The organism is Hamadaea tsunoensis DSM 44101 (assembly GCF_000428945.1).
GTDB classification, from domain to species: domain Bacteria; phylum Actinomycetota; class Actinomycetes; order Mycobacteriales; family Micromonosporaceae; genus Hamadaea; species Hamadaea tsunoensis.
Genome location: NZ_AUAX01000007.1, coordinates 170,270 through 188,369 on the forward strand (window position 1 = coordinate 170,270; position 18,100 = coordinate 188,369).

Sequence of the window (18,100 nt, forward strand, 5' to 3'; positions counted from 1 at the left end):
AGACGATCGAAGGGGCTGCGGTGCGCCGACCGACCAAGTTTACGATCATGGCTATGGTCGGTTTCGGCCTTTTCGCAGCAGCCTGGTGGGTCGCGGAGCAACGTGCGCACCTGGATCGAAGCTCGGCCCTGACGATCGCCGGCTTCGTCGCCGGCCCATTGCTTGCCGGCCTGACGGTCTGGGCTGGCGACCGCCCAGCTGTGGCTGAGGATCCCAAGACTACCGAGGCGGGCTGGCCTGATCCGCGGGCTGTCAAGACCGCCAGGGACTACTACGCCGCGCTCACCCGCACGTGGATCCGGGCCGGCTCCCCGGCGGCGGAGGAGGTCGGCCGGCGTACAGGCGGCCGTGTGCGGGAGTTGAGTACGCTGCTGGACTACGATGGCGACCCCGACAACAAGATCGACTGGTCGTCGACGTCGCTGCTGCTGGAGTCGATGGATCTGCCGCGTCAGCTGATCGCCCAGTGGCGGGGGGCCGCGGTGCGCGCCGAGAGGGTACGCCTGCGTCAGTACGAGTTCGATGAGCGCGAGGAACGAGCCGGCAACCGTGAGGCGTACGCCAGTCATTGGCGGTTGACCACCGCGGTCGCGGCTGCCGGCTTTCTGGTCCTGTACGCGTTCGTGGGAGCAGGCGTATCGCAGCTGGCCGTTCCCCATCTGGGTACTGGCAACTTTGTCGCGCTCGGCCTCAGCGCGATTGTCTTGATCGCCGTGAGTTGGCTGATCATGGAGCTGTCGATGTTCTGGCACGGGCAGACCGTGCGCAACTTCGTGATCGCATGCTGTTTCGTCGGCTTGGCCGCAGGTTTCGCGGTGGCGCACCAGCGGGTCGGCCTGGGTACCTCGATCGACTATTCCCATGTGGGGTTGGTCGTTCGCAACTGGCTGGCCTGGCGATTCTGAGGCGAGCGCGCCAAGATCGGCAAGCGGTCCCGGCTTGCCCCCACGGCCCGACCGGTAGCATCGACGGCTTCATGTCCAGCCCGTCGCTCAACATTGCCGCATCACTGTCTGCCCAAGGGCGACAGCCCCACCACACGGTGCAGGTCAAGCTGACCATTCCCCGCCAGGCACTCCGACGCCCGGCACCGCCGGAAGGCCGAGCCGGACTGGGCGACACCAGCGGAATGCCGGTGACGATCGAGCACGGCGGGTCGACTACACCACGTTCGCCGACCTTGTCGTACGCGAAGTGGAGCAGTTGTCAGCCAGGATCGGCTACAGCGTATTTCTCCACGAGTGCGGTTACCGGTTTGCCGGAAAGCTCGTGAGGAGGTCGGTGATCTGCTCGGCGTCGGCGGTGGCCAGAAACCCGCCGGTGAAACGCTCGTCGTTGGTCACCTCCGCCGTCATCGGATCGCGTACCGGGACGTCCTGGTGGGGGTCTGCGAGCTCCGTCTCGGCCAGCAGCAGTCCGCTCAGCGGGCCGTGAAACTCGTCGACCGCGAACGGGCCCCACTGCCAGCGTGTCTTGCTCAACGTCGCCGCGGGCAGGCTGGACAGCAGCGCGTACTCCGCTGTGGACAGGTACATGTTGGTGATGGCGACGACCAGCGGGCCGCCGCCGTCGGGGCGTACCTTCTGGCAGAACTTGTGGACGACCTGACCGTCGCGCTCCATCCGGCGTACGCGGAACCGGCTGCCGGTCACGTAACGGTCCTCGATGAGGCAGGGGTCGACGGCGTCGGCGGGCAGCCGGGACAGCAGGAACCGCCGCTCGTACTCCAGCTTGGCGTACTTACCTTCACCGGGACGGCGTACATGGCTTGCCATCGGGTCATTCTAGATCAACAAGAGCGGCGTCCCTGCGGCGCGGGCATCGGGCGACGGCGATCACGGCCGCGATCTCGCTGACCATGAAGCCGCGTTCGATCGGAGTGGGCCGCCGTGTACTCCGGTGGCGCAAACCGCCGATGGTGGTGATACTCACCGTTCATGGAGAAGGCTCGCCGGAACCCGGTCGGCCGGGACCTGGCGCATGCGCTGCGTACCGGACCGTTCTCCGCGGTGTTGCATCTGGCCATCGAAGACCGGGGTATGCGGTTGGAGGAGATCCAGGAGCGGCTGGCCGACGCGGGGATCACCGTCAGTACGACCACGTTGAGCTATTGGCGCCGGGGGAGGAGCCGCCCCGAACGGCCCGAGTCGATGAAGGCGGTCCGGCTGCTGGAGCAGATTCTGTCGCTGCCCGCCGAGTCGTTGATCGCGCAGCTCGGGCCGCGCCGTCCGCGCGGTCGCTGGCTGGGGCAGCCGCCGGGGACGATCGACATCGATCGGTTGTTCACCAATGCGACCAGCGTCTCGAAGATGGTCGGCGAACTCGACCGCTGGTTCTACCACGAGCTGAGCCGGCTCAGCCTGCACGATGTCTACCAGGTCGGCGCGCAGCGCCAGGAGATCGGCCTCACCTGCCGTCAGGTGATGCGGGCGAACATCGACCGGGTGTCGCGTACGGTCGGCATCTTCCACACGGACGATCCGTCGGCGCCGGTACAGATCAATCCGCTGCGCAACTGCCGCCTGGGGCGGGTGCGCACCGACCCCGGCAGCGGGCTGTGCGCCGCTGAGTTCATTTTCGACCGCGTGCTGTCGCAGGGCGACACGGTGGTGCTGGAGTACGAGTTCCTCGGCAGCTCGACCGCGCCCACCGACATCTACTATCGCGGGTTTTCCGTACCGGTGGGAGAGTATCTGCTGCAGCTGCAGTTCCATCGCGACGCGGTGCCGGCCCGGTGCTACCGGTTTGAGCGCCGCGGAGTGACCGCCCCGGATCAGGGCGTACGCGAGGTGTGGATCGGCTCGACGCACGGAACGCATCTGGTCGGCTCGGATGTGGCGCCGGGCATCGTGGGCATGCGCTGGGAATGGGAGTAGCGGCCGGGCCTCGTCGTGCGAAGCCCGGCCGCCCTCGCCGGTCAGGAAGCGCTGATGGTCACGTCGTCGATGACGAAGCTGGTCTGCAGGCTCTGGTCCTCGACCCCGTTGAACTTCAGGGTCACCGTCTGCCCGGCGAACTGGCTCACGTTGACGACCTTCTCCACGTACGCGGAGTTGGCGTCGAGGTTGGTGGCGGACGCGACCGTCGTGCTGCCCATGGTCACCGTCAACCGGTCCCAGACCTGGCCGTCGTTCTCCGCGGTCGTGATCCGGACCCAGTAGCGCAGGGTCGCACTCGTGCAGCCGGCCGGGATGGTCACCGACTGGGAGATGTAGTCGGTGTGCGTCTGGCCCTGGCCGCCCAGCCAGGCGCTGCGCGTACCGGTGTGGCCGGGGTAGCCGTAGGACGACCAGGCGCCGATCACGCCGCTGTTGGACGTCCACGGAGTGGTGCCGCTTTCGAGGCTGGAGTTGCCGACGACCTGCACCGGGGTGCAGCCACCGCCACCGGAGGTCACCGTCCAGGTGAAGGTGGCCGTCCCGGTCTTGCTCGCCGCGTCGGTCACCGTGACCGTGACGTTCGACGTGCCGGCCGTGGTCGGGCTGCCCGTGATCCGACCGGTCGACGAGCTGATCGACAGGCCCGCCGGCAGGCCGGAGGCGGTCCACGTGTACGGCGTCGTGCCGCCACTGGCTTGCATCTGCAGGTCGGCCGACTGTCCGACGCCCGTGTTCTGGTTGCCGGGGTTGGTCACGGACGGGTTGCCCGGCTGGGTGCCGCCGTTCATGAAGCCCGTGTAGAGCAGACGGTTGGGGGAACCCGTACCCGCGCTGGTGATCTTTCCCGTGGTGGCGTTGTTGACGAGCGCGTCGCGTACCTGGGCGGGGGTGGCGTTGGGGTTCTGCCCGAGGTAGACGGCGGCCGCGCCGGTGACGTGCGGGGACGCCATCGAGGTGCCGGTCATCGTGGCGCTGCCGGTGTTGCTGGAGTAGGACGCGGACACGATGCTGGTGCCGGGAGCGAACAGATCCAGGCAGGTGCCGTAGTTGCTGGTGCTGTTACGCGCGTCCGAGCTGTTGGAGTTACCGACAGTCATGGCGGCGGCGACGGACTGCGGGCTGTAGCTGCAGGCATTGTCGCCGGCGTTCCCGGCCGCCATGACGACCAGGATCCCGGAGTTGATCAGGTTGGTGACCGCGGTGTCCATGGCCTGGCTGGTGCAGGGGCTGGTGCAACCGATGCTGTAGTTGACGACGGCGGGCTTGACACCGTTGGTGCGTACCCAGTCGAAGCCGGCGATCAGGTCGTCGTTGGTGCCGGTGCCCTGGCAGTCGAGGACGCGGACCGACACCAGGCTCGCCTTCTTGGCGATGCCGTAGGTCGTGCCGACCGCGGTACCCGCCACGTGGGTGCCGTGGCCGTGACAGTCGGCGGGGTTGTTGTCGCCGTCGACGATGTCGACGCCCTGCTTGACCCGGCCGGTGAACTCCTGGTGACTGGCGTTGAGACCGGTGTCGGTGACGTAGACGGTGACGCCCTGGCCGGGGTTGGCCGGGTACGTGAACGTCTGGTTCAGCGGCAGGTTCGCCTGATCGATGCGGTCGTCACCCCAATTGGGCGGGTTGTTCTGGGTGTCGGCGATCTGGATCCGCTGCACCGCCTCCACCGAGGCGACCGACGGGTCGGCGGCCAGCCGCTTGGCCTGCTGCTGCGACATCGTCACCGAGAAGCCGTGCAGGACGTCGCCGTAGACGTGGCGGGTCTGCCCGCCGAAGCGGCCGGTCAGGTCATGCGCCTTGGTGCTGATGGCCGCCGCGGTGGCGGCCGCCGCTGAATCCTTCAGCACGACGATGTACCGGCCGGCGACGGCGCTGGGGCTGTCGGCGTACCGGATGGTGCCTTCGGGGGCGGCCTGAGCCGGAGTGGCGATGCCGGCCGTGGCCGCCAACGCCATGAAGATCACGGCACCGATGCCGTGGATGCGTTGCAACACAGTGGTCTCCTCCCACATGACGCTCCGCGACCGGCTTTGGTCGACGCCGGGCGCGGAGGTTGGGGAGAACCTAAGAGGACGTGCATTCGCGGCGGCAGCTTCATGAACCGCAGACGACAACTTGTCGCGGCAAAACTGTTGAAAACTGGGAAAGGAGCTCAGCCGCTTCACCACGTGCCTCGAGATGATCATCGACGCGTGGGAAGCGCATCCGCGTCGCCGCGATCCTGATCGAGGTGTCGTGTACCACGTCCATCGAGAATCGGCGTGGCCGCCGGCGGTGGTGGAGGTCCCTCGATGTCTCGAGCGGGTCGCTCCGCTCTGGATCTCACGGCTCCCGCAGGAGTCCGACGAACGTCCGACCTGCGGTTTCTCCGTTCCTCGACTGTGCTTATGGAAGCACCCGGGCCGCTATGCTGGGCCGCTTGTTCTGACCGAAAATGAGGATCAGCCGGAAACGATGATCGGTTCGTCCGGTGGTCCGTCGCTGAGCAGGTGCGCAAGCAGCTGAGGGAGGCCGGCGGGCCGCAATGTGTCGTTCGTCGCGGCCAACTCTGAGACGGTCCACCATCGGTGGCCGGTGATGGTTGCTCTCTCGAAGTCCTCGAAGCTGGATGTGTCGATCTCGAAGGCTGTTACGCGGGCGAGGTAGTAGCGCTGCTCGACTTCGTAGGTGACGCCGTTTCGGACCGTGTTCCACGGTCGTCCGCGCCACACCTCCCGGCCCAGCGTTACGCCGGTGAGACCGGTCTCCTCGCGAATCTCCCGCAGTGCCGCCTGCTCATGGCTTTCACCTGGGTGCACGCCGCCGCCTGCTGTGAACCAGCGAAGGGTTCCGTCGGCGCGCGCACCTGACGAGAACAGCAGCAACCGATCGGCGTCGTCGATCAGCAGTACCCGCACGCTCGGGCGCGAGATGGGGGCGGGATCGAGCGGCACCTGTGCGAGTGTAGTTACAGATGGGGATGGCTGGCCGGACATGTCAGCCTCGACATGCGTATGCCTGACTTCTTCGCGTCGGCTGGGATGGTGGTCTTCCTGACGATGTGGACGTCGTGGCGTGGGTGGGCCGCGTGTTGGGGGATCCGGGTGGTCGGCAGAGTCCTGGTCGGGAGGGTTTCGGTGCGGCTGCGGGAAAGCACGGGAAGATCACACTCTCCGGGTTATCGGGGGAACCTCACTGGTGGCCTCTCCATACGGAGAGGCCACCAGCCGGCCCTCCCGGTCAGACCGACAGCGTCCAGCTGTTGATGCGGCCGACGTCGGCCGGCGAGGCGTCCTGCACCCGCAGACCCCACGTGCCGGTGCGTACCTCGCCCGACAAGTTGATCGTGAAGGTCTGCACGACGTTGTCCGCACTGCCACCCGACCGGTTACGCAGGATGTACACGCTTCCGTCCGGAGCGACCAGGCTGATGACAAGGTCACCCGAGTACGTGTGCGTGATGTTCACGGCGACCGTCGACGCCGTGGACGCCGGTCCCGTGCACGTGATGGCGACGTTCGACGTCACGGTGCCGTTGTCCGGGATGGTGTACGCGGTCGCGTTGGTCTGCGAACAGGTCGCGGCCGCGGCGAGCATCAGCGTCCAGGTGTTGATGAACCCGGCGTCCCCCGACGCCGCGTCCTGTACATGCAACCGCCACGTGCCCGCGGCGGCCTCCGAAGACAAGTTCACGGTGAACGTCTGGTCGAGGTTGTCCGCCGACCCGCCCACGCGACTCTGCAACACGTACGCCGACCCGTCCGGCGCCACCAGGCTGACCACGAGATCGCCCTGGTAAGGGTGCACGATGTGCACCTCTACCCGCGAGGTCACCGCCGCCGCACCCGGGCAACCGCTGATCACCATCGGGCTGTCGGCGGAACCGAGATCCGGAACGGCCACGTCCGTGTTGTTGGTACCGATACAACCGGCCGCCAGTGCCGGTGCCGAGGCCATGCCCACCGCCAGTCCACAAGCGAGAACGGTGGCGGCGCCGACGACCCCGAGCCGGGTCAGAACTCTCTTCACAGCAATCTCTCCCATCGCACCCCCGAAGCGTCCGGGGACGGTGTCACCAGATTGCCGCCCACGAAGTGGACCAGGTAGTGGGGGAAACCCCACGGATGTGCCCTTGATCCCCCGGGGAGTACGCCAGGGCGCGGCACCCGGGTCCCCCACAACACCGGGTGCTGTCCCTGGTCATGCTACGTTTGCGATCATGACAGGCGGCCGGAACCTGGATCAGGATCTCGGCGTCGAGCAGCGCCCGTCCGACTCTCCGTACATTGAACGGCTCTATCGGACCGGCGGGACGACGGGGACGGCGCCGGTCCGGATGCGGTCGGTGGCGAATTCCAACTGGGAGCTGGTGGTCTGGCGGCACCGGGGCGTCACGGGCGTGGCGGTCCGAGGCCCGGAGACGGCGCCCGCGGTGGTGGACGTTCCCCTGGGCGACGGCGAGACCTTCGGGATCATCTTCCGGCACGGCGCCTACCTGAGGCCGCTGCCGGTGCCGGACCTCGTCGACACCGCTGTGCAGAGCCCGCACGTGACGGCGCGCTCGTTCGTCCTGCAGGGCGACGACTGGCAGCTGCCGACCTACGACAATGCCGACGTTTTCGTCGACCGCCTGGTCCGGGCCGGGCTGCTGGTACGCGACCCGCTGGTCACCGACGTGCTGCGGGGCGACACGACGACTTTGGTCACGCCGCGGTCCGTGCAGCGGCGGGTGGTGGCCGCGACCGGGTTGACCCAGGGCTCGGTCCGGCAGATCGAACGGGCTCGCCAGGCGGCGATCCTCCTGGCCGGCGGCGGGACCGCGACCGACGTCGTCCAGCAGGTCGGGTATCACGACCAGCCGCACCTCGCCCGCTCGCTGATGCGTTTCCTGGGCTGCACGGCGACCCGGCTGCAGCGCCCCGAACCTGGCGAGGTGCTGTCGCTTCTGTACAAGACCGATGCTGAGGTACGCCCCTAGCGTTGCAGGTGCGGCCGGACGACACCGGTACGCGAGGACGTTGAAGGAAGGCGCTGAGATGGCGTACACGCAGATCTATGTGAACCTGCCGGTCGCGGACCTGGAGGTGAGCACGAGGGTCTACACGGCGCTGGGCGGAACGATCAATCCGCAGTTCACCGACGACACGTCGGCTCAGGTGGTGCTGAACGAGGCGATCGCCGTGCAGCTGATGACCCACGAACACTTCGAGAACTTCACCAAGCGGCCGATCGCCCAGGGGCCGGTCGAGGTGATCAACGCCCTGGCCGCCGGGTCGCGGGAGGAGGTGGACCGGCTCGCCGAGGCGGCGCTGGCCGCCGGCGCGGTCGAGCCCCGGCCCGCGCAGGATTTGGGCTGGCTGTACAACCGGGCCATCGACGATCCGGACGGTCACTCCTGGGAGCTGCTGTCGTACGACGCGAGCGCGACCGGCGATGATCCCGCCGCCGGGCGCGACTGACCCGGGCCGAGGGGACCACGCCAGTCCACGCCAGTGTTTGCGCCGGTTGAACCCATGTTCTACCTGGTTACGTTTGCGGTATGCGGCGCGGTCGAAGTTCGGCGGTCTGCCGCCGGCGCGGCCGCGCTGCTTCCGACGGGCGATCTGGGTGTTGGCGCCGTGATGACCGTGGTGATGTCCCGCAAACGCAGCAGCGTCCGGTTGGCCTGCGACGAATACGCCTTGTCGCAGGCCATGGAGTCCGGACGCTTGCGCGGCCGGCAGATGCGTCCCCCGCGGGACCGCGCCCTGGTCCGTCAATACCGCCAGCTGACAGGTATCAGCGTCCTGAGCTGGCGTGATCCGGGTGGCCGGGGACCTGCCGCGCCCGTCGGACGGGGGATGAACCTTGGCGCTATTGAGCCGCTGCGGTGAAACGATCAGATTGGCCCAGTGGTGTTGGCAAGAATTGGATCTTCTGGTGGGCCGATATGGTCCGTAGGTTCGAGGTATGACTTATCCGCCTCGCCAGTATTTCGACAGCTCAGCCACTAACAGCGCGACTTTCCGCCCCGCCGGGGCACCGGTCGATCTGCGGATCGGAACCCGTACCCGGGTCGGGCACCTCGCGACCGGTGCGACGACTGCCGGCGGTTTCGGTCTCTACCGTTGGGACATGGCCGCTGCCCCGGCGCCGGACAGCCTGCCCGGGGGCCACTTCCACCGCACGTTCACCGAGTCGTTCTACATCCTCGACGGGACTGTCAGCCTCTACGACGGCGCGACGTGGCGCGACGCGACGGCCGGTGATTTCCTGCTCGTCCCGCCGGGCGGGGTGCATGCGTTCAGCAACCGTTCGGGTGCCGCGGCGTCGATGTTGGTCCTGTTCGCTCCGGGTGCGCCGCGGGAGCCGTATTTCGAGGAACTCGCGGCCATTGTCGACAGCGGCCGTCAGCTCACGGACGAGGAATGGACGGATTTGTACAACCGTCACGACCAGTACGAGGCGTGAGTCTGGCGGGGCGGCGCCTACGGTGCCGCGCGCAGCGCGCCGGCCTGGACGGCGCTGACGACCGCGGCGGCGACCCGCTCGGGCAGGTCGTCGGGCAGCGGCTCAGCGCTGATGTACAGGCGGTAGTAGAACGGCGCGGCCAGCATGCGGATGACTTCTGCGGCATCGGTGTCCGCGGGTATCTCACCGCGTTCGGCGGCGCGGGCGACGATCACGGTTGTCGCCTGGATGCGCCGGGCGATCGTCTGGGACAGCACCTGGCGCGCCGCGGGGTCGGACACCGCGGCGCTGACGACGGCGTCCATCCACTGGCGGTGCACCGGGTGGCTGCTGAGGGCGACGATCAGCCGTCCGACCCGGGTGAGGTCGTCGGTGAGCGGGCCGGTGTCGGTCAGCGCGACGTCGACGGTGGTCTCGTCGACGAGGTCCTGCAGCAGGCCGATGAAGCTGCCCCAGCGTCGGTAGACCGTGGAGGTGGCCACACCGGCGCGGGCGGCGATCTTCTCCAGGCCGGTGCCGGCGAAGCCCTTCTCGGCGAGTTCGGCGATCGCCGCGTCCAGGACGGCCACGCGGGTACGTGAAGTCCGCCCGCCGGGGCGTACCGAACCCGCCAAACGGGAACCCTCTTGCGTTAAGCGCTGGGACTGCGTCACGATGTCCATGCTAACGCAATTCGCTTCCCGTTAAGAGGTCCTGAGTTGTTCGTGGTTCCACGCGTCTACCATCGCTACGTCCAAGTGGGCGACGTCTGCGTCTTCTACCGGGAAACCGGCCCACCGGACGCGCCGGTGCTCCTGCTCCTGCACGGATTTCCCGCCAGTTCGCACCAGTTCCGGCGCCTGCTCGACGTTCTCGGGACGCGCTACCGGCTGATCGCCCCCGACTACCCGGGCTTCGGGCACACCGAGGTGCCGGCGGGATTCGTCCACAGCTTCGAAAGCCTGACCGATGTGGTCGAGGGCTTTCTGGACGCGGTCGGTGTCGACCGCTTCGTCATGTATGCCTTCGACTTCGGCGGGCCGATCGGCATGCGCCTGGCCGCGCGGCGCCCGGACACCGTCGCCGCTGTCGTCGTCCAGAACGCCAACGTCTACGACGAAGGGCTGTCGGATCTCGCGCGGGGCATGATCGCCAACCAGCCCGGCGTGGAGGGGGCCGAGGACCGCGTACGCCAGATCCTCGTCCTGCCCGTGACCCGTGACCAATACGAGGGTGGCACCGCCGACCCGGCGCTGGTCGCACCGGACGGCTGGACCCTCGACCAGCACCTGCTCGACCGGCCCGGCCGTAAGGAAGCGCAGGTCCAGCTCGCCCTGGACTATCACAGCAACGTCGCGCTGTATCCGGTCTGGCAGCGCTGGCTGGCCGAACACCGCCCGCCCGCGCTGATCTTGTGGGGGCGCAACGACGCGTTCTTCCCCGAACCGGGCGCGCACGCCTACCGGCGGGACCTGCCCGACGCCGAGATCCACGTGTTCGACACCGGCCATTTCGCACTCGAGGACCGCCTGCCCGAGATCGCGCCGCTGATCGCCGACTTCGTCGACCGGACCTGGACAACCGACCGCACCCAGAAGATCGACCGTACCCGGAGAGAGGCAACGACATGAGAATCGCCGTCATCGGCGCCGCGGGCAACCTCGGCAACGTGGTCGCACACGAGGCGCGTACGCGGGGGCATGAAGTGACGGCGCTCGGCCGTGCCGACGTGGACGTCACCGACGCCGCCTCCGTGAAGGAATCCGTCGCCGGCCACGACGCCGTGGTGGTAGCGATCAAGGGACCCGAGCAGACCGTTTCGCGTGGCGCTCAAGCGTTGCTGGAGGCCCTGCCCGCCGCGGGCGTGGACCGGCTGGTGTTCCTGGGCGGCGGCGGTAGCCTGCTGACGCCGTCGGGGCAGCGGTTCGTCGACTCGCCCGCCTTCCCGCCGCAGTACCTGGAAACGGCGATGGACCAGGCCGCCGCGCTGGACATTCTGCGCACCTCGCAGACCGACCTGGTCTGGTCCTATGTCAGCCCGCCACCCGTGCACCTGATCCCCGGGGACAAGACCGGGACGTACCGCACCGAGGCCGGCGACACCCCACTGATCGACGCGGGCGGCGAGTCGCGCATCTCCACTGGCGACTATGCCTCGGCCGTGCTCGACGTGATGGAACAGGACCTGTTCCCGCAACAGCGATTCACCGTCGCCTACTGACGCGGTCGCCTGTCCGACGCCTGGGACCGTGGAACCCTGCGGCCCCAGGCGTTCGCCCATCCAGCCCCTTTCTTGCCGATGATGTGCGGAGTGCGCGTGCCGGCGTGCCGGCCGACCGGCATCCACCTGCGGGAACGACCGGGTGTGGGTTCTTTCGCGGACACCCGGTCTTCCCGCCGGTGGGTGGATCGGTCTGATCGGCGATCAGACCGCTGGGACATGACGCTGCTGGGAGCTCAAGATCGTGGAGATCAGGCGCCGGACAGTGTCTGGATCACGCCGCTCGACAGCAGCGACTGGTAGAACGTGCCGCCAGGGTAGTAGGACGTGGTCACGGTGCCGGCGACGGCGTCGTTCGCCCAGGCGACCGCGAGCGTCTGCAACGCGGCGATGTTCTGCGCCTGCGGCGTGCCGTCCAGCGCCGTGCACAGGCCGTCGGTGCTGGCCCCTTCGGCGTCGCAGTGGCAACCGGTCGTCAGGCGTACGCCGAGGAACGGCCGGTGCAGGTCGTTCACCAGTTCCACTGTGCCGTTGGCGTTGCTGTTGGCCAGGTACGGCGGGGACGAGACGGCGTAGACCGGCGTACCGGTGGGGGCGATGCCGTTGAGGCCGGTGGGCATGTTCGAGCCGATCGCCGACTTCACCGGGTCGAGCAGCTGGACGAGCTTGAGCTTCGCGTACTGGGCCGGATAGGTGCTGCGCAACCGGTTGGCCACGTACGCGGCGACCTCCCCGCCGGCGGAGTGCCCGGCGATGACGTACGCGCCCGGCAGGCTCGTTCCGGTGCGGCCGGCCTTCGCGGCGGCGTCGGCGTAGCTGCGGGCCAGCGCCCCCGTCGGGGTGGCGGCCTGGCCGAGCCAGGTGGCGACGTTGTTCAGGAAGGGCGCGTTGTTGCCGAGGTTGCTGACCGTGCAGCCGAAGATGTCGGCCGACGGCAGCGTGGGGGCGAAGACGAGGAAGCCGGCCGCGGCGTAGTGCTCGGCGAGGTCGGCCACGTTGCCGTTGGACCGGGAGAACCCGTGCTGCAGGTAGACGAGCGCCTTGGGGGTTCCGGCGGGGAAGAACCAGTCGGCGGACGGGTGGTAGGTGAATGCCGCGCAGGCGACGTCGACGGTGTTGCTGACCTCGGTCCAGCCGGTCGCGGCGGCGACCGGCGCGGGCGTGGTCCCGGCGATCGCCGTCAGGGCGGCGACGAGCAGGGCGGGCAGGGCCGTGATGCGGCGGAGGGACATCGGAGCGGACCGCCTTTCTGTATCGCTAAGTGAAACGCTGTTTCCCTTCTGAGACATTTACCGCCGCTTATTGGCAGCCTGTCAAGAGGCGGGAGGTGCCGTTGCCGGAGGGACTGTTTTCGTGGGCGAAACAGTGTTTCGCCATCCGGCCGGTTGACAAGGCGTCGCCGCGCTGTCTTCATGTACGTATCGCTGGAGACAACGCTGTTTCCCGTAGGGAAACACCTCTGGCGGTGTAGTACTGAAGGGAGGTCCCATGCGCAGGAAGTGGGCGGCGCTCGCCGGCTTCGCGGCCGCGGTCCTCGCGGTACCGGGCGCACCAGCCCAGGCCTACGGCCCGGCGGCGAACACGCTGGGCTGCCGGCTCTACTTCGGTGACACCGGCACCGGCAGCTCACCCAGCACCTGGAACGACACCTACGGGCTGACGCTCAGCCCGGCCCAGCCGACGCCGGGGCAGACCGTCACGGTGACGTTCACCGCGGCGGCCGGACCCAACAACGGCCCGGCCCCGCTCAACGCCGGTGACGTACCGGTCGTGGTGACCGTGGCCGTCAGCGGTTCCCAGTCCGGCACCGTCACGCTGCACCAGGCGGCGTACCCGGCGGGCTCGGTCGCGGGGTACACGCCCCTCGGCCCGGTCACCGCCACGGGCACGTTCGTCGCCGGCGGCGCGGGCACCCTCACCGCGACGGTCCGGCAGGTCGAGTTCGCCAACACCACGGCGGCGACCTACTGCTCCGACGCGGGCGACCGCGACCACAAGGCGAGCCCCCAGCCCACCACGATCGCGGAGAGCGCGACGGTGTTCGCGGGCTCCGCCGCCATCACGGCCGTCAGCGGCCAGACGGTGAAGACGCACGCCCGCGCGGGCAACGCCGTCACCTTCTCCGTCAGCGGTCTCGCTCCGTCGGCCACGCTCAGCGCTTCCCTCAAGGATGCGGCCGGAGCGGGTACCGGCGAGGGTTCGGCCAGCGGCACGACCGACGCCGCCGGCGCCGGCACCGGCACGCTGACCGTCCCCGCGGGAGCGACCACGGGCGCCCGGACGGTGGCCGTCAGCGACGGCGTACACACGGTTCTGGCGCCGATCACCATCCTCGGTACGCCCTCGCTGTCGATCACCCCCGGTGGGGGCGGCGCGGGCACGTCGGTGAGCGTCACCGGCACCAACTGGAACCCGGGCAGCGCGGTCACCATCGGTGGCTACAAGGCGCTGGCCGGACCGCCGCCGCCGGCCCCGACCGCGGACACCCCCGTGGGCGTCACGGCCTCGGCGTCGGGCGGGATCAGCGGCACGTTCGTGGTCAACGATCCGGCGACCGCGTACGTCGGCGCGTCTTCGGGGGCCGGCGCGTCGACGTTGTTCGCCGTGGCCGGCTGGACGGTCTCGGCCGACGGCTGCGTCGCCAAGGCCGGCTCGGCGGCGAGCGGATCGTGCGCGCTGGCGTACAACCTCGTGCAGACCGTCACCGCGGGCAACCTCGCGATGGGCCGTGCGAGCGGCACCAGCACCATCACGCTGTCGGGCGTCACGCTCGACGGCACCGTCCACACCAGCACCGGCGCCCTGGCGGCGGTCACGGTGACGGACTACCGCGGCAGCACCTTCGGCTGGAGCCTCGTCGGCACCGTCACCGACTTCGGTGGCGTACCGATCGGCACCATCGCGAAGGCGAACCTGGCCTGGACTCCCGCCTGCACCGGCACCGCCGGCGCGACGAACGCCGTCACCGCCGTCGCGGGCACGGCCGGTCCGGTCGACGGCGCCACGTTGTGCTCGGCTCCGGCCGCGGCGACGGGCACCGGCGGCAGCTTCGACGCCTCCGCGGCGCTCGCCCTGACCGTGCCGGCGAACCAGCCGGCCGGTTCCTACACCGCCACGCTCACGCTGACGCTGAGCTGACGGGCACCGGTGGGGGCGGGCGCTATCCGTCCCCACCGGCACCACCCCATCCAAGCACCGGAGACGCCGATGACCGTACGCAGCGCCGCCGCCGCGCTCGCCGCGCTGTGCGTGCTCGCCCTTCCGGCGCCCGCGCACGCGACCGGCAACGGCCGCTGGGCCGTGCAGCCGACGCCGCCCGCGACCGCCGTCGCCACCCCCCGGCTCTACTTCTTCCTCGAATCCGCGCCCGGCGGCACGGTCACCGATTCCGTACGCCTCGCGAACCTCACCGACCAGCCGCTGACCCTGCGCCTGTACGCGGCCGACGCGTACAACACCGCCGCGGACGGCGGGTTCGGGCTGCGGGACGCCGACGCGCACCAGGCCGACGTCGGGGCCTGGACGCGGGCCGGTGCACAGACCGTGGTGCTGCCCGCGCGGCGGCAGGCCGACGTGCCGTTCACCATCGTCGTGCCGCCCAACGCCACACCGGGCGACCACGTCGGCGGGATCGTGGCCGCCGAGACGCTCCCGAGTGGACGGACGGCCGGTGCCGACGGATCCACCGTCGCGGTCCGCCAGGCCGTCGGCGCCCGCATCTACCTGCGCGTCAGCGGCGCCGTCCGGCCCGGGCTGTCGATCGACGGCCTGACGGGTGACCGGCGGGGCATCGCGTACACGGTGGTCAACACGGGCAACGTGCACCTGGTCCCGCAGATCGCCGTCGAGTCCTCGGGACTGTTCGGCCACCGGATCCTCCCGGCCGCCCCGCAGCCGAAGGTGGATCTCGTCCCCGGCGCGCGTACGCGGCTGAGCACCCCGCTCGCCACCGGCTGGCCGGTCGACGTGGTCACCACGAAGGTGACGCTGACCGCGGACGGCGGCGTGCGTACCGTGGCGACGACGACCGTCCTCATCGGAGTGTGGCCCGCGATCGCGGCGGCTGTGCTCCTTTTCCTGCTTGCCTTCTGGCTGCTGCGGCGCCGGGCCCGGTACCGGCGGCTGCGGCCGCGGAGCGTCGCATGAGGACGGCCGTCGTCGTGCTGATCCTGCTGGGCCTGGCGAACCCGCAGACCCCGGTCGCGCGCAGCGTCGTGCTGTCCACCGGGTCGGCCGCCGTCGGGACCCAGATCCGCGCCACCGGCACGGGCTGGCCGGCCGGGCAGCTGGTGCAACTGGTCACCTGCGGGCAGCTCGCCCTGGCCGGCTCGGCGTCGTGCGACATGCGTACGGCGGTGGCGACCGTGGCCCGGGCGGACGGCGGGTTCACCGTCGAGCTCACCGTCGGCGACCCGCCGGTGCCCTGCCCGTGCGTCGTGCACACCGCGAGCGTCGGCAGCGGCCCGGCCCTGCGGGTCGACACGCCGGTCGACCTTCCGGGGCACGCCACGGCCGCCGTGCCCACGCCCGGCGTCGCGCCTGTCGCCGCCGAGGTCGTCGAGGCCCGGCTGGCCGGCGGGAACACCCTTGCGGGCTGGTTCGGCGGCGTACGCCGTCCGGAGCTCGTCTACGCCGTCCGCAACACCGGCGCCACCGACCTGACCGACCTGCCGCTGACCGTGCGGTTCGGCCGGGGCGAGGAGACGGTGCCCGTCCCGCCGACCGGCACGATCCGCCCCGGCGAGACGAAGACCTTTCGGATCCCGCTGACCGTCCCGTTCGCGGCGTTCGGCGCGTACCCGGTGACCGCCGACATCGGCGGGCTCGGCCAGGCCGGTACGAGCCTGCAGGCGTACCCCTGGGGGCTGGTGGGGTTGAACCTCGCGGGCCTGGCGCTGATCGTGCTCGGCCTCGCCCGGCGCCGCCGCCGTCCCCTGCCGTCGGGGGAAGGCCTGCCCGCCGTGGTACGCGTGCCCGCGCTGGACGCGTTCGTCGTGTTCGACGACGCCCCGATCGCCCGCCGGCTGGCCCGGGTCAGCGGTGCCCAGCTGGCCCCCGGCGAGCTGAAGACGTTGCTGGACAAGCCCTCGGCGCCGCAGGCGATCGTCGACCTGGCGGCGCTGCGCGACCACCTGGAGGCCACCGTGGCTGACGTCCATCCGGAGAGACACCGTGGCTGACCTCGGCGTGAAAGCGCGATGGGATCGGGGGACGGTCGTCCGCGCCGCGCTCGCCGCCGCGGCCGTCCTCGTGGCGTTCAGCGGATGCGGGGCGTTGATGCCCGGCGCGCTGACCGATCGCTCCACAGCGGACGGTGCGCCCGCGCCGGGCGTGACGGCCGACGCGGTGAAGGTCGTGTTCGTCGGCGTAGACCTCGCCGCCACCAGCAAGCTGACCGGGTTCACCACGGTCCCCGCGGGCGATCCGGCCGCGCAGGTGGCCGCGCTCGCGACCTACGTCAACGCCCACGGCGGCATCGCGGGGCGCCGTCTCGACGCGGTCTTCCGCAGCTACGAGGCGAGCGACGACTCCCCGGCGGCCGAGGAGAAGCTCTGCAACCAGATCACGCAGGACGACCGGGCGTTCGCCGTGGTGCTGACCGGGCAGTTCCAGGCCAACGCCCGGCCCTGCTACGCGCAGCGCCGCACGCTCGTGCTCGACGCGACGCTGATCGGCACCGACGAGGCGACCTACCGGCAGCTGGCGCCGTACCTGTGGGCGCCGAGCTTCCCGTCCTACGACGACTTCGTCACCGCCTTCGTCGGTTCCCTTGCCGGGCAGGGCTTCTTCGACGGCACCACGCAGGCCGGTGTCGTGGCCGCCGACACGCCGGTCAACCGGGCCGCGTACAAAGCCCTGGCGGAACCGGCGCTGGGCAAGGCGGGCGTGCGGCCGCGGGTCGCCTGGATCGACACGACCGACCTGGGCACGCTGAACGCCGGGCTCAACCAGGCGGCCGTCGACTTCCGTGCCCAGGGCATCGAACGCGTCCTGTTCCTCGGCGGCGCGCGGCTCGCGTCGTTCTTCCTCACCGCGGCCGCCGCGCAGGGCTTCACCGCCCGCTACGGCGTCTCCAGCTTCGACAACCCGAGCTTCCTGGTGAACAACCCGGCGACCATCCCGGCCGAGGCGCTGCGCGGCATGCTCGGCATCGGCTTCAACCCCAGCCAGGACGTGCCCGACAAGGCGTACGCGTTCCCGGCGACGGATGCGGAGCGTACCTGCGTGGACCTGTTCGCGGCGGCGGGGCAGAAGTTCGCCGCCCGGGAGAACGCCCGCGTCGCGTTCACCTACTGCGACGCCGCCCTGTTGCTGCAGAAGGCCGCCGCCGGGCTCACGACGCTCGACGCGGCCGGTTTCGCCCGGGCCGCCGCCGGGCTCGGCACCGGATTCCAGCCCGCCGCCGGGTTCGCCGGCCTGCTGACCGCCGAGCGGCACGCGGCCGCCGACGGCTACCGGGTGCTCGCCTACGACGACGGCTGCGCCTGCTTCGGCTACCGCGGCCCGGAGGTGAAGTTTGCCCACTGACGCGCTCGCCGCCACCGGCCTCGACTGCTCCTACGGCCAGATCCAGGTGCTGTTCGGCGCCCAC

Annotated in this window: 18 protein-coding genes; 12 read left to right on the forward strand and 6 right to left on the reverse strand. The window is 70.0% G+C overall.

The window, feature by feature from the left end; all coding sequences use genetic code 11:
* Positions 1 to 53 precede the first annotated feature (53 nt).
* Positions 54 to 905 carry a hypothetical protein gene (locus tag G401_RS0115080; protein ID WP_027343149.1) on the forward strand — a complete coding sequence of 284 codons (852 nt, stop codon included), beginning with the start codon at positions 54 to 56 and terminating at the stop codon, positions 903 to 905.
* Positions 906 to 1,247: 342 nt separating this feature from the next.
* On the opposite strand, the gene G401_RS0115085 is transcribed toward G401_RS0115080, so the two are convergent.
* The gene (locus G401_RS0115085; protein ID WP_027343150.1) at positions 1,248 to 1,775 is read right to left on the reverse strand and encodes a CYTH domain-containing protein; all 528 of its coding nucleotides are present in this window, start codon (positions 1,773 to 1,775) and stop codon (positions 1,248 to 1,250) included.
* A 162-nt stretch (positions 1,776 to 1,937) separates the two neighbouring features.
* On the opposite strand from G401_RS0115085, the gene G401_RS0115090 reads away from it, so the two are divergent.
* Positions 1,938 to 2,876 (forward strand): hypothetical protein, encoded by a 939-nt coding sequence (locus G401_RS0115090; RefSeq protein ID WP_027343151.1) that lies wholly within the window; start codon positions 1,938 to 1,940, stop codon positions 2,874 to 2,876.
* A gap of 41 nt (positions 2,877 to 2,917) precedes the next feature.
* On the opposite strand, the gene G401_RS0115095 is transcribed toward G401_RS0115090, so the two are convergent.
* The 3 genes from G401_RS0115095 to G401_RS45895 all read right to left on the reverse strand — a co-directional run bounded on the left by G401_RS0115095 (position 2,918) and on the right by G401_RS45895 (position 6,887).
* Entirely contained in the window at positions 2,918 to 4,873 is a 1,956-nt protein-coding gene (locus G401_RS0115095) for a S8 family peptidase (protein ID WP_034591721.1), read from the reverse strand.
* 447 nt (positions 4,874 to 5,320) lie between these two features.
* Positions 5,321 to 5,812 carry an NUDIX hydrolase gene (locus G401_RS0115100; protein WP_169734195.1) on the reverse strand — a complete coding sequence of 164 codons (492 nt, stop codon included), beginning with the start codon at positions 5,810 to 5,812 and terminating at the stop codon, positions 5,321 to 5,323.
* Positions 5,813 to 6,098: 286 nt separating this feature from the next.
* Positions 6,099 to 6,887, reverse strand: a complete 789-nt coding sequence (locus G401_RS45895; RefSeq protein WP_322787737.1) for a proprotein convertase P-domain-containing protein — start codon at positions 6,885 to 6,887, stop codon at positions 6,099 to 6,101.
* Positions 6,888 to 7,077: 190 nt separating this feature from the next.
* Here G401_RS45895 and G401_RS0115110 point away from each other — a divergent pair, with 190 nt between their 5' ends.
* The 4 genes from G401_RS0115110 (at position 7,078) to G401_RS0115125 (ending at position 9,308) form a co-directional block, all read left to right on the forward strand.
* Positions 7,078 to 7,836 (forward strand): helix-turn-helix domain-containing protein, encoded by a 759-nt coding sequence (locus G401_RS0115110; protein ID WP_034591722.1) that lies wholly within the window; start codon positions 7,078 to 7,080, stop codon positions 7,834 to 7,836.
* Between the two features lie 58 nt (positions 7,837 to 7,894).
* Entirely contained in the window at positions 7,895 to 8,317 is a 423-nt protein-coding gene (locus G401_RS0115115; RefSeq protein WP_027343155.1) for a VOC family protein, read from the forward strand.
* 54 nt (positions 8,318 to 8,371) lie between these two features.
* A complete protein-coding gene (locus G401_RS58580) occupies positions 8,372 to 8,731 on the forward strand; it encodes a hypothetical protein (RefSeq protein ID WP_027343156.1) in 360 nt (119 codons plus the stop codon).
* Positions 8,732 to 8,807: 76 nt separating this feature from the next.
* On the forward strand, positions 8,808 to 9,308 hold the full coding sequence (locus tag G401_RS0115125; RefSeq protein ID WP_027343157.1) for a cupin domain-containing protein: 501 nt from the start codon (positions 8,808 to 8,810) through the stop codon (positions 9,306 to 9,308).
* A gap of 17 nt (positions 9,309 to 9,325) precedes the next feature.
* On the opposite strand, the gene G401_RS0115130 is transcribed toward G401_RS0115125, so the two are convergent.
* Complete coding sequence (locus tag G401_RS0115130) at positions 9,326 to 9,877, reverse strand: TetR/AcrR family transcriptional regulator (RefSeq protein ID WP_027343158.1); 552 nt, start codon at positions 9,875 to 9,877, stop codon at positions 9,326 to 9,328.
* A 168-nt stretch (positions 9,878 to 10,045) separates the two neighbouring features.
* Between G401_RS0115130 and G401_RS45900 the strand changes: the two genes are divergently transcribed.
* The gene (locus G401_RS45900) at positions 10,046 to 10,918 is read left to right on the forward strand and encodes an alpha/beta fold hydrolase (RefSeq protein ID WP_245601725.1); all 873 of its coding nucleotides are present in this window, start codon (positions 10,046 to 10,048) and stop codon (positions 10,916 to 10,918) included.
* Positions 10,915 to 11,508 (forward strand): NAD(P)-dependent oxidoreductase, encoded by a 594-nt coding sequence (locus G401_RS0115140; protein WP_027343159.1) that lies wholly within the window; start codon positions 10,915 to 10,917, stop codon positions 11,506 to 11,508. The genes G401_RS45900 and G401_RS0115140 overlap by 4 nt, the downstream gene beginning before the upstream one ends.
* 251 nt (positions 11,509 to 11,759) lie before the next feature.
* Here the strand turns inward: G401_RS0115140 and G401_RS0115145 are convergent, their stop codons facing one another.
* Positions 11,760 to 12,740 carry an alpha/beta fold hydrolase gene (locus G401_RS0115145; protein WP_034591723.1) on the reverse strand — a complete coding sequence of 327 codons (981 nt, stop codon included), beginning with the start codon at positions 12,738 to 12,740 and terminating at the stop codon, positions 11,760 to 11,762.
* A 256-nt stretch (positions 12,741 to 12,996) separates the two neighbouring features.
* Here G401_RS0115145 and G401_RS52760 point away from each other — a divergent pair, with 256 nt between their 5' ends.
* From G401_RS52760 to G401_RS0115165, 4 genes are all read left to right on the forward strand, one after another.
* A complete protein-coding gene (locus G401_RS52760) occupies positions 12,997 to 14,646 on the forward strand; it encodes a beta strand repeat-containing protein (RefSeq protein ID WP_051366692.1) in 1,650 nt (549 codons plus the stop codon).
* A 69-nt stretch (positions 14,647 to 14,715) separates the two neighbouring features.
* Positions 14,716 to 15,654, forward strand: a complete 939-nt coding sequence (locus tag G401_RS0115155; RefSeq protein WP_027343161.1) for a WxL protein peptidoglycan domain-containing protein — start codon at positions 14,716 to 14,718, stop codon at positions 15,652 to 15,654.
* Positions 15,651 to 16,688, forward strand: a complete 1,038-nt coding sequence (locus tag G401_RS0115160; protein WP_027343162.1) for a hypothetical protein — start codon at positions 15,651 to 15,653, stop codon at positions 16,686 to 16,688. Before G401_RS0115155 ends, G401_RS0115160 begins: the two co-directional genes overlap by 4 nt.
* Entirely contained in the window at positions 16,681 to 18,036 is a 1,356-nt protein-coding gene (locus G401_RS0115165) for a type 1 periplasmic-binding domain-containing protein (protein ID WP_027343163.1), read from the forward strand. The genes G401_RS0115160 and G401_RS0115165 overlap by 8 nt, the downstream gene beginning before the upstream one ends.
* The last annotated feature ends 64 nt before the right edge of the window (positions 18,037 to 18,100 follow it).